10 protein-coding genes and 1 pseudogene are annotated in these 14,673 nt (G+C 63.2%); 5 read left to right on the top strand and 6 right to left on the bottom strand.

The annotated features are described in order from the left end of the window. Positions 1-357 precede the first annotated feature (357 nt). Positions 358-1,767, bottom strand: coding sequence for a type I glutamate--ammonia ligase (gene glnA, locus ING15_RS18210; RefSeq protein WP_206456269.1), 1,410 nt, complete (start codon positions 1,765-1,767; stop codon positions 358-360). A gap of 51 nt (positions 1,768-1,818) precedes the next feature. Next, positions 1,819-2,157, bottom strand: a complete 339-nt coding sequence (locus ING15_RS18205) for a P-II family nitrogen regulator (protein WP_024350649.1) — start codon at positions 2,155-2,157, stop codon at positions 1,819-1,821. Between the two features lie 289 nt (positions 2,158-2,446). Between ING15_RS18205 and ING15_RS18200 the strand changes: the two genes are divergently transcribed. Continuing rightward, entirely contained in the window at positions 2,447-3,991 is a 1,545-nt protein-coding gene (locus ING15_RS18200; protein WP_206456268.1) for an NAD(P)H-hydrate dehydratase, read from the top strand. A gap of 27 nt (positions 3,992-4,018) precedes the next feature. On the opposite strand, the gene ING15_RS18195 is transcribed toward ING15_RS18200, so the two are convergent. Together ING15_RS18195 and uvrA are read right to left on the bottom strand one after the other, a co-directional pair. Beyond that, positions 4,019-4,825, bottom strand: coding sequence for a DUF72 domain-containing protein (locus tag ING15_RS18195; protein WP_206456273.1), 807 nt, complete (start codon positions 4,823-4,825; stop codon positions 4,019-4,021). A 32-nt stretch (positions 4,826-4,857) separates the two neighbouring features. Next, a pseudogene (uvrA, locus tag ING15_RS18190) lies at positions 4,858-7,707 on the bottom strand (excinuclease ABC subunit UvrA); the annotation flags it as partial. A gap of 273 nt (positions 7,708-7,980) precedes the next feature. On the opposite strand from uvrA, the gene ssb reads away from it, so the two are divergent. Together ssb and ING15_RS18180 are read left to right on the top strand one after the other, a co-directional pair. Then, on the top strand, positions 7,981-8,475 hold the full coding sequence (gene ssb, locus ING15_RS18185) for a single-stranded DNA-binding protein (RefSeq protein WP_210348944.1): 495 nt from the start codon (positions 7,981-7,983) through the stop codon (positions 8,473-8,475). 98 nt (positions 8,476-8,573) lie between these two features. Further along, positions 8,574-8,873: a hypothetical protein gene (locus tag ING15_RS18180; protein ID WP_206456266.1), complete on the top strand. Its 300-nt coding sequence runs from the start codon at positions 8,574-8,576 to the stop codon at positions 8,871-8,873. A 28-nt stretch (positions 8,874-8,901) separates the two neighbouring features. Here the strand turns inward: ING15_RS18180 and ING15_RS18175 are convergent, their stop codons facing one another. Next, on the bottom strand, positions 8,902-9,555 hold the full coding sequence (locus ING15_RS18175) for a MarC family protein (RefSeq protein WP_206456271.1): 654 nt from the start codon (positions 9,553-9,555) through the stop codon (positions 8,902-8,904). Between the two features lie 281 nt (positions 9,556-9,836). Between ING15_RS18175 and gyrA the strand changes: the two genes are divergently transcribed. Continuing rightward, positions 9,837-12,620, top strand: coding sequence for a DNA gyrase subunit A (gyrA, locus tag ING15_RS18170; protein WP_269812765.1), 2,784 nt, complete (start codon positions 9,837-9,839; stop codon positions 12,618-12,620). Positions 12,621-12,722: 102 nt separating this feature from the next. Beyond that, positions 12,723-13,700 (top strand): IS1595 family transposase, encoded by a 978-nt coding sequence (locus ING15_RS18165; RefSeq protein ID WP_206456264.1) that lies wholly within the window; start codon positions 12,723-12,725, stop codon positions 13,698-13,700. Positions 13,701-13,865: 165 nt separating this feature from the next. Here ING15_RS18165 and ING15_RS18160 read toward each other — a convergent pair whose 3' ends face one another. After that, positions 13,866-14,663, bottom strand: a complete 798-nt coding sequence (locus tag ING15_RS18160) for a DUF3800 domain-containing protein (protein WP_206456263.1) — start codon at positions 14,661-14,663, stop codon at positions 13,866-13,868. Between the last annotated feature and the right edge of the window lie 10 nt (positions 14,664-14,673).

The following is a 14,673-nucleotide window of genomic DNA, read 5'->3' as shown; positions in this document are numbered from 1 at the left end:
GTCCGCGGCATACGAGGAACTTGCTACTTGCCCCGCAGCGACTACCGGTCGAACGGTCCTGGAACGCTATGGGCACCTTGGACGCCTTGTCGGATCGACTGGCTCGCCGTCATCAACAGCCGGTTACGCTGCTCCCGGCAAGGGGCGGTTGGCGCGGTCATCCGGCACCTTGATCGCACCGAGCTTGGTGCCATCCGGGCGAGACCGTCCTATCGCAGGTAACTTTTGCGGAATGTTTGCATAAAAAAATGGCTCGGGCTGTGGGCTCTTCGTCCCCAGTCCGAACCATTCTTGTCCCGAACGACGATCCAATCGCCTGGAAAATCCAGTTTTCCTAGAAATCCAGGGCTTCGGGAATCACACGCTGTAATACATGTCGAATTCAACCGGATGCGGCGTCATCTCGAACCGGAGCACTTCGGCCATCTTCAGATCGATGAACGCGTCGATCTGGTCGTCGTCGAAGACGCCGCCGGCCTTCAGGAACTCACGATCGGCATCGAGGCTCTCCATCGCCTCGCGGAGCGAACGGCAGACGGTCGGGATCTCCTTCAGCTCCTCCGGCGGCAGGTCGTACAGGTCCTTGTCCATTGCCGCGCCGGGATGGATCTTGTTCTTGATGCCGTCAAGACCGGCCATCAGCATGGCCGCGAAGGCGAGGTAGGGGTTCGCCGTCGGATCGGGGAAGCGAACCTCGACGCGCTTGGCCTTCGGCGACTGGCCGAAGGGGATGCGGCAGGATGCCGAGCGGTTGCGCGCCGAATAGGCCAGCAGCACCGGCGCCTCGTAGCCCGGAACGAGTCGCTTGAACGAGTTCGTCGACGGGTTGGTGAAGGCGTTAAGCGCCTTGGCGTGCTTGATGATGCCGCCGATGTAGAACAGCGCGCTCTCCGACAGACCGGCGTATTCGTTGCCGGCGAAGGTCGGCTTGCCGCCCTTCCAGATCGACTGGTGAACATGCATGCCCGAGCCATTGTCGCCGAAGACCGGCTTCGGCATGAAGGTCGCCGTCTTGCCGTAGGCATTCGCCACCTGATGGATGACGTATTTGTAGATTTGCATCTTGTCGGCGTTGCGGGTGAGCGTGTCGAACTTGATGCCGAGCTCGTGCTGGGCGGCCGCCACCTCATGGTGATGCTTCTCGACCGAAACGCCCATTTCGGCCATCACGGTCAGCATTTCCGAGCGGATGTCCTGGCAGGAATCGATCGGCGGTACCGGAAAGTAGCCGCCCTTGACGCGTGGACGATGGCCGAGATTGCCGGTCTCGTAGTCGGCGTCGTCATTCGACGGCAATTCCGTCGAGTCGAGCTTGAAGCCGGTGTTGTAAGGGTCTGCCTTGTAGCGCACATCGTCGAAGATGAAGAACTCGGCCTCGGGGCCGAAAAATGCCGTGTCGCCGGTGCCCGACTGGGTGAGGTAGGCTTCCGCCTTCTTCGCCGTCGAACGGGGATCGCGGTTGTAGGCTTCGCCGGAAACGGGGTCGAGGATGTCGCAGACGATCGCCATGGTCGATTGGGCGAAGAACGGATCCATATAGGCCGTTTCCGGGTCCGGCATCAGCACCATGTCGGATTCGTTGATCGCCTTCCAGCCGGCGATCGACGAGCCGTCGAACATCGTGCCCTCGGAGAACAGATCCTCGTCGACGAGGGTTATGTCCATCGTCACGTGCTGGGTCTTGCCCTTCGGGTCTGTGAAGCGCAGATCGACGAATTTCACGTCGTTGTCCTTGACCTGCTTCAGGATGTCGTTGGCACTCGTCATGGTGGTTCTTCCTGTTACTGAACGATGAGATTGTTGATGAGAGGGCGACCGTCAGATAGCGTCGGTCCCGGCTTCGCCGGTGCGGATGCGGATCGCTTCCTCGATATTGGAGACGAAGATCTTGCCGTCGCCGATGCGCCCCGTCTGGGCCGCCTTGCGGATGGCTTCGACCGCCGCCGCGACGGTCTCGTCGGCGAGCACGATCTCGACCTTCACCTTCGGGAGGAAATCGACAACATACTCGGCGCCGCGGTAAAGCTCGGTGTGGCCCTTCTGGCGACCGAAACCCTTGGCCTCGGTGACGGTGATTCCTTGCAGCCCGACTTCCTGGAGCGCTTCCTTCACCTCATCCAGCTTGAACGGCTTGATGATAGCCTCGACCTTCTTCATCGATCGTCCTTTTCGACGTTGCCCTCGTCACGGGCCGCCGGCCCGTCACCTCTGCCTAAAGCAGGAGACGTGCCAAAGACGGCTCAGAACCGTGACCGGTTCGAAATAGTTTCCAGAGCGCTCTTCCGTGACCGCAATCGGCCTGGTCCGCGCGCTGCTAGACCGCGCAACCGTACGGTGGAACCGAAGGCGGATGCTTGCGATCATCCTCTCGGCTACACGAGGCCGGCGCTTCTGTCACCTGGAATGCCCAATAGGCTGTCACAATGATGAAGGAATAGGCAGGACAATGGTCTTTCAAGAAGCACGCGGCCTTGCGCTCCTGACGCCTGACGAGATGAACGAGGCGGACCGCCGGACCATCGCGGCCGGCATCCCCGGTATCGTGTTGATGGAGCGGGCGGCGGAGTCGGTCGCCGCCGCCGCCCATGCGCATTATCCGCGAGCCGAACGGATTGCGCTGCTGGCCGGCCCCGGCAACAATGGCGGCGATACCTATGCCGCGGCCCGGCTGCTGGGCGGGGCAGGGCGCCGGGTGGAGATCTTCGGCCTCGTCCCGGTGACGAATCTGCACGGAGACGCGGCCATCGCGGCCACGGCCTTCGATGAACCCACACGTCCGCTCGAAAGCTTCGAGCCCGCAACCTTCGATCTGGTGATCGACGGCCTGTTCGGCGCCGGCCTGTCGCGCCCTGTGGAGGGTGAAGCGGCAGAAGCGATCCGCAAGCTGAACGCGGCGTCGATACCGGTCATTGCCATAGACCTTCCGTCCGGTGTTTCGGGCACCACCGGCCAGCCTCTCGGCGAGGCGGTCTCTGCCGATCTGACGGTGACGTTCTTCCGGCGCAAGCCGGGCCATTTGCTCGAGCCGGGCCGAAGCCTTTGCGGACGCACCATCGTCGCCGATATCGGCATCCCGGCGACGGTTCTCGACGTAATTGCTCCGACGACCTTCGCCAACGAACCGGCGCTGTGGATGGACGCGCTCGCGCGGCTGTCCGACGCCGGTCATAAATACGACCGCGGCCACGCCGTCGTCTTTTCGGGCGGCGCGACGCAGACCGGCGCGGCGCGACTGGCCGCGACGGCGGCACTGCGCGGCGGTGCCGGGCTGGTCACGGTCTTTTCACCGGGCTCGGCCCTAATGGCCAATGCCGCGCATCTCACCGCCATCATGCTAAAGCGCTGCGACGACGAAAAAGCACTCCGCGAGCACCTGGAGGACGCGCGGTTCGACGCCTTTGTGCTCGGGCCGGGCTTCGGTGTCGGCGAGCGGGCACGGAGTTTCGCCCAAGCGGTCCTGGAGGCGGGGCGGCGGCTGGTCCTCGACGCCGACGGCATCAGCGCTTTCGCCGACGATCCGGATTCCCTGTTCGCGGCCGCCCACGCTGCGGGGAAGCGCGCCTCGGCGTACAATAGACCGGCGCTGGTGCTGACGCCGCATGAGGGCGAGTTCAAGCGGCTGTTTCCCGACATTGCGGATCGACACGGGTCGAAGCTGGAGCGGGCACGGGCGGCCGCCAATCGTGCCGGCGCGATCATCGTCCTGAAGGGGCGCGACACGGCCATCGCCGAGCCGGCCGGCCGCGCCGCGATCAACGCGACCGGAACGCCCTGGCTGGCGACGGCGGGAACAGGGGACGTTCTCGCCGGACTCGTCGCGGCGCAACTCGCGCAAGGCACACCTGGCTTCGAGGCGGCCTGCGCAGCGGTCTGGATGCATGGCCGAGCCGCCGAACTGTTCGGGTCGGGGCTGATTTCCGAGGACCTGCCGGCCATGCTGCCGAAGGTTCACCAGGAACTACATGGCCTTGCTTGCGGCCGGCACCTCTGACTCGGTCGCCGGCGCGGCACAGTTTGCTCAGCGGTCGCCGAGACGCTCCATCAGTGCCATCGCCGCATGCGGCGCGCGCACCTTTCCCTCGCGGATGAAGTAGACGAAGACGTCCCGCGGCGTTTTCGGGGCGCTTGTTGCCGGATCTGCGCGTGGCAGGTCGTCGGGTTCGCCGCCCGCCGCCCAGAGTCGGGCGCGCTCGGCCCACTGGTCGAGCGCCTCGGACGGATAGCCGGTCTCGATCCCCGCATTGCCTTTTTGCAGCCGCGCATAGACGAAATCCCCCGTCACGTCCGCGATCTCGGCATAGTCGGCGCTTTCCGCATAGACGATCGCGGCGCCGGCATCGCGGCACAAAGCAATGGCATCCGGGTCGACGAAGCTTTCATGGCGCAGCTCGACCGCGTGACGCAGCCGGATGCCTTCGATGTCTTTCGGAAGCAATTGGAGGAACGCGCCGAAATCATCCGGATCGAAGCGCTTGGTGCCCGCCAGCTGCCACAGGATCGGCCCCAGCTTGTCGCCCAGTTCGACGATGCCCGAGCGCACGAAGCGGTCGATGGACTCGCCGGCCTCGGCCAGCACCTTGCGATTGACCGCGTAGCGTGGCGCCTTCAGCGAAAAGACGAAATCATCCGGCGTCTCGCTCGCCCATTTGGCGAAGGTTTCGGGCTTTTGCGAGCGGTAGAAGGTGCCGTTGACCTCGATCGTCGTCAGCTTCGAGGCGGCGTATTCGAGCTGCTTCTTCTTCGGCAGGTCGTCCGGATAGAACGAGCCCTCCCAGGGCGCGAAGGTCCAGCCGCCGATGCCCGTTCTAATAGTGCGCGCCTCCATCACTCCGCCGCCACGCTGCTGACATGCGGGCGCCGCTCAAGCAGCCCCCTCAGGAACTGTCCGGTGTAGGAGTGCTCGGCCTTGACGATGTCCTCCGGCGCACCGGACGCGACGATCTCGCCGCCGCCGTCGCCGCCTTCCGGGCCAATGTCGACCACCCAGTCGGCCGTCTTGATCACCTCGAGATTGTGCTCGATGACGACCACCGTGTTGCCGCGATCGACGAGGTCATGCAGCACGGTCAACAGCTTCGCGACATCGTGAAAGTGCAGTCCGGTCGTCGGCTCGTCAAGAATATAGAGCGTGCGGCCGGTCGCCTTACGCGACAGCTCCTTGGCGAGCTTGACGCGCTGCGCCTCGCCGCCCGACAGTGTCGTCGCCTGCTGGCCGACCTTGATATAGCCGAGCCCGACCTCGTTCAGCGTGGCGAGCTTGTCGCGCACCGCCGGCACGGCGGCGAAGAAGTCGACGCCTTCCTCGACGGTCATGTCGAGGACGTCGGCGATCGACTTCTCCTTGAAGGTGACCTCCAGCGTCTCGCGATTGTAGCGCTTGCCGTGGCAGACGTCGCAGGTGACGTAGACGTCCGGCAGGAAGTGCATCTCGATCTTGATGACGCCGTCGCCGTGGCACGCCTCGCAGCGCCCGCCCTTGACGTTGAACGAGAACCGGCCGGGCTGATAGCCGCGGGCCTTGGCCTCGGGCAGCCCCGCGAACCAGTCGCGGATCGGCGTGAAGGCGCCGGTATAGGTCGCCGGGTTCGAGCGCGGCGTGCGGCCGATCGGCGACTGGTCGATGTCGATGACCTTGTCGAGATGTTCCAGCCCTTCGATGCGGTCGTGTTCGGCGGGCACGTCGCGGGCGTTAGCGATGCGGCGCGCCGCCGCCTTGAACAGGGTCTCGATCAGGAAGGTCGACTTGCCCCCGCCGGAAACGCCGGTGACGCAGGAGAACAGACCGAGCGGAATCTCCGCGGTGACGTCCTTCAGATTGTTGCCGCGCGCGCCAACCACCTTCAGCCGCTTGCCCTTGACCGGCTTGCGACGCTTTGCCGGCACCGGCACGCCGAGATCGCCCGACAGATAGCGCCCGGTCAGAGAATTCGGGTGCGCCTTGATGTCGGCGGGCGTGCCCGAGGCGATGATCTCGCCGCCATGGATGCCCGCCGCCGGCCCGATGTCGACGACATAGTCGGCTGACAGGATCGCGTCCTCATCATGCTCGACGACGATGACGGTGTTGCCGATGTCGCGCAGGTGTTTCAGCGTGACCAGCAGGCGCTCGTTGTCGCGCTGATGCAGGCCGATCGACGGCTCGTCCAGGACATAGAGAACGCCGGTGAGCCCCGAGCCGATCTGCGAGGCGAGGCGGATGCGCTGGCTTTCGCCGCCGGACAAGGTGCCGGAGGAGCGCGACAGGGTCAGATATTCCAGACCCACATCGTTGAGGAAGCGCAGCCGCTCACGGATTTCCTTCAAGATCCGCATGGCGATCTGATTGTGCTTGTCGCTGAGTTTGGCGGGCAAGGCCTCGAACCAGTCGCCGGCCGCGCGGATCGACAGCTCGGTCACCTCGCCGATGTGGCATCCGCCAATCTTCACTGCCAGCGCTTCCGGCTTCAGCCGGTGACCGCCACAGGCCGGGCAGGGGGTCGCCGACATGAAGCGCTCGATCTCCTCGCGCATCCAGGCCGAATCGGTCTCCTTCCAGCGGCGCGCCAGGTTGGGCACGATGCCCTCGAAGCTTTTCGTCGTCTTGTAGGATCGCATTCCGTCATTGTAGCGGAATTCGATCTTGGTCTTGCCGGTGCCGTTCAGGATCGCGTTCTGGGCGTCATCCGGCAGCTCCGACCATTTGTCGGTCTGTTTGAAGCCGAAAGTGCGTCCGAGCGCGTCGAGCGTCTGGGCGTAATAGGGCGAGGTCGATTTCGCCCAGGGCGCGATCGCGCCGCCCTTCAGCGTCACTGCCTCGTTGGGGACGATCAGCTTGGGATCGACGGCGCGCTGCGAGCCGAGACCGTCGCAGCGCGGGCAGGCGCCGAACGGATTGTTGAACGAAAACAGGCGCGGCTCGATCTCCGGGATCGTGAAGCCCGACACCGGGCAGGCGAACTTTTCCGAAAACACCAATTGCCGCGGCTTGCCGTTCTCATCGACGCCCTCGGCGAATTCGGCCGCCGCCAGCCCTTCGGCGAGACCCAGCGCGGTCTCCAGCGAATCGGCAAGGCGCGCGGAAATGTCGCCCCGCACGACGATGCGGTCGACTACCACGTCGATATCGTGCTTGAACTTCTTGTCGAGGGCTGGCGCGTCGGCGATATCGTAGAACTCCCCGTCGACGCGCACCCTCTGGAAACCCTTCTTCTGAAGCTCCGCCAGTTCCTTGCGGTATTCGCCCTTGCGGCCGCGCACGATCGGCGCCAGCAGATAGAGCCGGGCGCCCTCGTCGAGTTCCAGAATGCGGTCGACCATCTGGCTGACCGTCTGACTCTCGATCGGCAGGCCGGTCGCGGGCGAATAGGGGACGCCGACGCGCGCGAACAGCAGCCGCAGATAGTCGTAGATTTCGGTGACGGTACCGACGGTCGAACGCGGGTTCTTCGAGGTCGTCTTCTGTTCGATCGAAATCGCCGGCGACAGCCCGTCGATCTGATCGACATCGGGCTTTTGCATCATCTCGAGGAACTGCCGCGCATAGGCCGACAGACTCTCGACATAGCGCCGCTGCCCTTCGGCATAGATCGTATCGAATGCCAGCGACGACTTGCCCGAGCCCGACAGGCCGGTCATCACGATCAATGTGTCGCGCGGCAGGTCGAGATCGACATTCTTGAGATTGTGTTCGCGCGCGCCGCGAATGGAGATCGTCTTCAGTTCGGCCATGACGCGTCCGGCAGTCCTTGTGGTTGGGAGACCGAGCCTACTTAAGTCGTCCAGGCGACTCTTCCAAGACGGTCAGTCCTTGACTCGATTCCAATAATGTTCTTTTTTTGTTCTAACAGGCCCACGCCATTTCGCAAAGCGCATGCGGCTCCGCCGGAAAATCATTGAAACCGGCGAAGCGCGTTTTCAACGGTGGACGAGTGCGCCTGCGTCCTTTCCCCCCTTCGCGCGGTCGGATAGGATCGCGCCGTTTTTGAAGCATGGAGTTCGATAATGGCAGGCAGCGTGAACAAGGTGATCCTGGTCGGAAATCTCGGAGCCGATCCGGAGATCCGCCGCCTGAACTCCGGCGATGCGGTGGTCAATCTGCGGATCGCCACCTCGGAAAGCTGGCGTGATAAACAGTCGGGCGAGCGGCGCGAGCGGACCGAATGGCACAACGTCGTCATCTTCAACGAGAACCTCGTCAAGGTCGCCGAGCAATATCTGAAGAAGGGTGCGAAGGTCTATATCGAGGGGCAGCTCCAGACCCGCAGTTGGGAAGACCAGTCGGGGCAGAAGCGCTATACGACGGAAGTCGTGCTGCAACGCTTCCGCGGCGAACTGCAGATGCTCGACAGTCGTGGCGAAGGTGGCGGCGGCGGCAGTTATGACCAGAGCGGCGGCTCGCGCGGCGGCTCCGGTGGCGGCGGAAGAGGCGGCGGCGGCGGTTACGACCAGGGCGGCGGCGGATCGTCGCGCGATCTCGACGACGAAATCCCGTTCTGACGCAGGGGAGAGGGCCGATTCGAGTTTGTGGCGCGCTCGGCATCATCTGTTTGGTCGGTGGCGCCGTTGCGTCGTTCAGCGTTGCGACGGCCGGCGAAGTGACCGTTGAAGCGACCCGCGTCACGCCTGAAAGGGGCGGCGCCTTCGGCTTCGCCGTGACGCTTCGCCACGCCGACGAAGGCTGGGACCATTATGCCGACCGCTGGGACGTGGTCGGACCGGACGGGACGGTCTACGGGACGCGGACGCTGCTCCATCCTCACACGGAGGAACAACCTTTTACCCGAAGCCAGTCGGGGATCGCGCTTCCCGAGGGGGTTCGCGAGGTCGTGGTGCGCGGTCACGACAGCATCCACGGCGATGGACCGGGCAAGAGCGTGGCGATCCCCGGACGCTGAAGTGGCGGTGGACGCGCGGATTTACCGGTCAGCCGGCGGTGGCGATGCTCTGGCTGGATTGAACCAAAGCCGTGATTCCATCCGCGACGAACTGCACCGCCAATGCGGCCAGGAGAACGCCGAGGAGCCGGGAAATCACCGCGCGGCCCGTGGCGCCGAGCCAGCGGTCGAAGTGATCGGCGACCGCAAGGAAGCCGAAGGTGACCGCGAGGGCGGTGAAGACAACGACCACGAGGCCGATCTGGCCGGCTAGGCTCGGAACCGCCCCGGATAAGAGGATCACCGCCGAGATCGCGCCCGGTCCCGCCATCAACGGGATCGCCAGGGGAAAGGCGGCGACGTCGGCCATCTCCGGATCGTCTACCGCGCGGTTGGCGCTGCGCTCGTGGCGTTCCTTGCGCTTTTCGAAGACCAGTTCGAAGCCGATCCAGAACAGGAACAGACCGCCGGCCACGCGGAAGGCGCCGAGTGTGATGCCGAGACCTTCGAGCAGCATCAGGCCGGCGAGCCCGAACAGGGTCAGGATCACGAAGGCGATGATGCAGGCCCGGAGCGCGATGCGGCGTCGTTCGGCGGCCCCCAGGCCCGGCGTTACCGCCAGGAACAGCGGCACGAGCCCGAGCGGATCGAGGATGACGAAGAGCGTGACAAAGCCGCTGAGAAGAAGATCGAACATGTTCAGCCGTTCGGTGATCCAGCCTTCTGGGTAGCAGGTGCTGACCGGTCGTCAACCGCGATGTTCGTCACGTCCATCGGGCGAACGATCCGACGGGTTGATTCTCGCCAATTTGCGCCGGTTTTCAGCGGATGTGTCGGACGTCGCTGGAGGTTTCTTTTGTCACTCGCGCAAGCGATTGAAGCGACTGGTGTATTTCGCCGCTCGCAAGAATCGCGGGAATTGCCCTTGAGGCGCCATTCGCGCTATAGCCAAGCGATGAATTTCCAGCCCATCGGGACATGATTTTGGCCGAAGACGACGACAACACGACGCCGCCGGAACGTCCCAGCGGTATCGACTCCATTTCGATCATCGAGGAGATGCAGCGCAGCTATCTCGATTACGCCATGAGCGTGATTGTCAGCCGCGCGTTGCCGGATGTGCGCGACGGCCTGAAGCCGGTGCATCGGCGCATTCTCTACGCCATGCACGGAATGGGCCTCACCTTCAACAAGTCCTATCGCAAGTCCGCCGGTGTCGTCGGCGAGGTGATGGGTAAATACCATCCGCACGGCGATTCCTCGATCTACGATGCGCTCGTGCGAATGGCGCAGGACTGGTCGCTGCGCGTGCCGCTCATCGAGGGGCAGGGCAATTTCGGTTCGATCGACGGCGATCCGCCGGCGGCCATGCGCTATACCGAGACCCGGCTCTACAAGGTGTCTGAGGCGCTGCTCGAGGATATCGACAAGGAAACGGTCGACTTCCAGGACAATTACGACGGCCGCGAGCGCGAACCTGTCGTCCTTCCGGCGCGTTTTCCGAATCTTCTCGTCAACGGCTCCGGCGGCATCGCCGTCGGCATGGCGACGAACATTCCGCCGCACAATCTTGGCGAGATCGTCGACGGCTGCGTGGCGATGATCGACAATCCGGTGATCGCGCTGGAAGAATTGATGGAATTCATTCCCGGTCCGGATTTCCCGACCGGAGCGATCGTTCTCGGCCGCGCCGGCATCCTGTCCGCCTATTCCACCGGCCGCGGCTCGATCCTGATGCGCGGCAAGGCGCACGTCGAGCCGATACGCGGCGACCGCGAGGCGATCGTGATCACCGAGGTTCCCTATCAGGTGAACAAGGCCTCGATGATCGAGAAGATGGCCGATCTGGTTCGCGACAAGCGGATCGAGGGTATTTCGGACATCCGCGACGAGAGCGACCGCGACGGCTACCGCGTGGTGGTCGAACTGAAGCGCGACGCGTCCTCCGACGTCATTCTCAACCAGCTCTACCGCTTCACGCCGCTCCAGACCTCCTTCGGCGCCAATATGGTCGCGCTGAACGGTGGCAAGCCGGAGCAGCTGACGCTGATCGACATGCTGTCGGCCTTCATCGCCTTCCGCGAGGAAGTGGTGAACCGGCGCACCAAGTTCCTGCTGCGCAAGGCGCGCGAGCGGGCGCATGTCCTGGTAGGCTTGGCCATTGCCGTCGCCAATATCGATGAAATCATCAAGCTGATCCGCGCCGCGCCGGATCCGGCGACGGCGCGCGAGCAGCTGATGGCCCGCGCATGGGAAGCCAAGGATGTGGCGCCGCTGATCCGGCTGATCGACGATCCGCGCCACCGCATCGCCGAGGACGGCACCTATCGCCTGTCGGAAGCACAGGCGCGGGCGATACTCGATCTGCGCCTCCAGCGCCTGACGGCGCTCGGCCGGGACGAGATCGGCGACGAGCTCAACAAGATCGGCGAGGAGATCAAGGAGTATCTCGAAATACTCTCCTCGCGGGCCAAGGTCCGCGAGATCATCAAGGCCGAACTCATTGCCGTGCGCGACGAGTTCGCGACGCCGCGCCGCACGGAATTGTCCGAAGGCGCGGCGGACATGGACGACGAGGATCTGATTCCGCGCGAGGACATGGTCGTCACCGTCAGCCATGGCGGCTATATCAAGCGCGTTCCGCTGACCACCTATCGGTCGCAGCGGCGCGGCGGCAAGGGCCGATCCGGCATGTCGCTGAAGAACGACGAGGATTTCGTCACCCGGCTGTTCGTCGCCAACACTCACACGCCGGTCTTGTTCTTCTCCTCGCGCGGCATCGTCTACAAGGAAAAGGTCTGGCGGCTGCCGCTGGCGAGCCCGCAGTCTCGCGGCAAGGCGCTGATCAACATGCTGCCGCTGGAAAAGGGCGAGCGGATCACCTCGATCCTGCCGTTGCCGAGCGATCCCGAGGCGGCCGCCGAACTCAACGTGATGTTCGCGACGACCCGTGGCACGGTCCGCCGCAACAAGCTGTCCGACTTCGTGCAGGTCAATCGCAACGGCAAGATCGCGATGAAGCTGGACGAGGAGGGCGATGAGATCCTGGCGGTCGCCACCTGTTCCGAAGACGACGACGTGCTGCTGACGGCGGCCTCCGGCCAATGCATTCGCTTCCCGACGACGGACGTGCGCGTCTTCGCCGGCCGCAATTCGGTCGGCGTTCGCGGTATCGCGCTCGCCAAGGGCGACACCGTCATCTCGATGGCGATCCTGCGCCACGTCGATGCCACCCCGGCCGAGCGCGCCTCCTATCTGAAGATGCGCCGAGCCGTCGAGGGCGAAGCCGCCGCCGAGACCGTGGTCGAGGAGGAAGGCGTCGAGGATGTCGCCATCGATCAGGAGCGCTATGGCTTCCTCGGCGCCAACGAGGAATTCGTGCTGACGCTGAGCGAGTTCGGCTACGGCAAGCGCTCCTCCTCCTACGACTTCCGCACCATCGGGCGCGGCGGCAAGGGAATCCGCGCCACCGATCTGTCGAAGGCGAGCGAGATCGGCAATCTTGTCGCCGGCTTCCCTGTCGAGGATGGCGACCAGATCCTGCTCGTCACCGACCGGGGTCAACTGATTCGTGTCCCGGTCGAGGGCATCCGTATCGCCGGCCGGGCGACGCGTGGCGTCACCATTTTCCGGACGGCCGAGGGCGAGCGAGTCGTTTCGGTGGAACGGATTCCCGATCAAGGCGCCGACGAGGCGGACGAGACGGAAGCGCTACAGGCGGACGACGATATCGGGCGCGATGACGGCACGGAAGGCGAGACGTCCTGACGCCCTCACGTTCGATGCGCAAGCACACCATAAAAAAAAGGCGATATTATACTTGACACACCCACGTTGAAGGCATAGGTTACGGGACAAGGAGTTAGACCCATGTCCGTTCTGTCCCGTCCCTACTTTCACGATGAAGCCGCCGCCTTCACCCATGTCGAGAGCGTGTTGTGGCCGGAAGGCCCGAATTGCCCTCACTGCGGCAACGTCGGCAAGATCTATGAACTCAAGGACGTGACGGGCAAAACGGGCAAGGTCCGCCACGGCCTGCGCAAGTGCGCCGAATGCCGCAAGCAGTTCACGGTTCGCGTCGGCACCATCTTTGAGTCATCGCATATCCCGCTGCACAAGTGGTTACAGGCAATCCACCTGATGACGTCCAGCAAAAAGGGCATCAGTTCCAACCAGCTTCACCGCGTTCTGGAAATCACGCTCAAATCGGCGTGGTTCCTGTCGCACCGCATTCGTGAGGCGATGCGTTCAGGCGAGTTTACCCCGATGGGCGGCGCTGGCGCGATCGTTGAAGTCGACGAGACGTTTATCGGACATGACCGTTCGGTGAAGCCCAAGGGCGTCAAGAAGGGTCGCGGCTACCACCACAAGCACAAGGTGCTGTCGCTGGTCGATCGTGCCAGCGGTCAGGCTCGCAGCATGGTGGTCGACAACCTCAAGGCCGAAACCCTGACGCCGATCCTTCGCGAGAACATAGCCAAGGAAGCGCGCATCATGACAGACGAGGCCGGCCAGTATCGGAACATCGGTGCCCATTTTGAGGGCCACGGCTTCACCCGTCACGGCATCGGCGAATACGTGAGCCTTGAGGATGCGACGATCCACACGAACACGATCGAGGGCTATTTCTCGATCTTCAAGCGCGGCATGAAGGGCGTCTACCAACATTGCGGCAAGCGCCACTTGCACCGCTATCTGGCGGAATTCGATTTCCGCTACAACAATCGGGTAAGGCTCGGCTGCGACGATAGCGACCGGGCGAATCGGGCGCTGGTGGGTGTGAGGGGCCGAAGGCTCACTTATCGGCGGACTGATTCATACGCCGCTGCGGGAGATTCGATTAACTGAATCGAAACAACGAGTTAATGTGATTCGGTCTAAGCTACGGAAACAGCTTGACTTTTTTCAGTGGTGGGACGATATTTGAAATAGGCAGCCATGCGCCGGAACAACCCAGAGCACTCGAAAGATTGCAGGCGCGAAAGCGCAATTATGGGCCGGGGGGCTGCCGCCTCATTCCCAGACTTCCAGCATCTTTTGCTGCTGTGGATTTAGTCCACAATCGTCTGACTTGGGCACGATCTTGACGCCATAACTGAGGTAGTTCCTGTTGCGATTGTACGTGACAGGTTTCAGCGTTTCCGCATATCGCGGCTCGCAATTGCCGTATTTGTCCGGCTCAAATCCGGCGGCAAAAGCCGAAGCGATGGCGTCCGCAACCTGCAAACTTGCGCTGGTGCTGTGGTCGGCAGCTTTCACGGCATCAATGTCGATCACTGGCCAATGGATTCGGACATCTCCCGTTGCATCAGCCTTTAGGCGCCGAAGGTAGTCCCGGAACGCGTCGTATTGCATCCCGCCGCGCCTAGAAAAGGTAATTGCCACTCGACCATCGCCCTCTGGCGCATGAGGGCGGTGATCCCTGCAAAGCCATGAGAGGCGCTCAATAAGATAGCGCGTCATATAGAAATATAGCTGGTTCCGGTCCGTGTACACGCCTTCTGGTATCGTCTCTTTGGCTGCAATGACACTGATAGCTCGAAGAGGTTTTCGAGCGATAGTCTGGACAGTCGCAAGTTTTTGCCCGTGATTTAACCGGGCGAAATGAAGCGTTCGTGATTTTCGTTCAGGCATTCGGGCCGCGATTTCATCCCGCCACTGTACAGCCTCAAGATTGTGCGTGCTGCGGAAGAGACAGGCTGAAATCACCAGCCACCTAGAAGAGCCGCCGCGCGCCCCGATTTCACGAAATGGGGCGGTTAGGCCGTCGTCGCCAGACTCGTCGATATAGGCTAAGTATGTATGTGTCATACAGGAAGGT

The organism is Aurantimonas marina, assembly GCF_017183135.1.
Taxonomy (GTDB): domain Bacteria; phylum Pseudomonadota; class Alphaproteobacteria; order Rhizobiales; family Rhizobiaceae; genus Aurantimonas; species Aurantimonas marina.
The sequence above is the reverse complement of the archived record's forward strand: the minus strand, read 5'-3'. Positions and strand labels throughout refer to the sequence as shown.

Coding starts and splice junctions, on each gene's coding strand:
- ING15_RS18160 (WP_206456263.1), bottom strand. CDS start 14,663: ATGACACATACATACTTAGCCTATATCGACGAGTCTGGCGACGACGGC.
- ING15_RS18195 (WP_206456273.1), bottom strand. CDS start 4,825: ATGGAGGCGCGCACTATTAGAACGGGCATCGGCGGCTGGACCTTCGCG.
- ING15_RS18205 (WP_024350649.1), bottom strand. CDS start 2,157: ATGAAGAAGGTCGAGGCTATCATCAAGCCGTTCAAGCTGGATGAGGTG.
- ING15_RS18200 (WP_206456268.1), top strand. CDS start 2,447: ATGGTCTTTCAAGAAGCACGCGGCCTTGCGCTCCTGACGCCTGACGAG.
- ING15_RS18165 (WP_206456264.1), top strand. CDS start 12,723: ATGTCCGTTCTGTCCCGTCCCTACTTTCACGATGAAGCCGCCGCCTTC.
- ssb (WP_210348944.1), top strand. CDS start 7,981: ATGGCAGGCAGCGTGAACAAGGTGATCCTGGTCGGAAATCTCGGAGCC.
- glnA (WP_206456269.1), bottom strand. CDS start 1,767: ATGACGAGTGCCAACGACATCCTGAAGCAGGTCAAGGACAACGACGTG.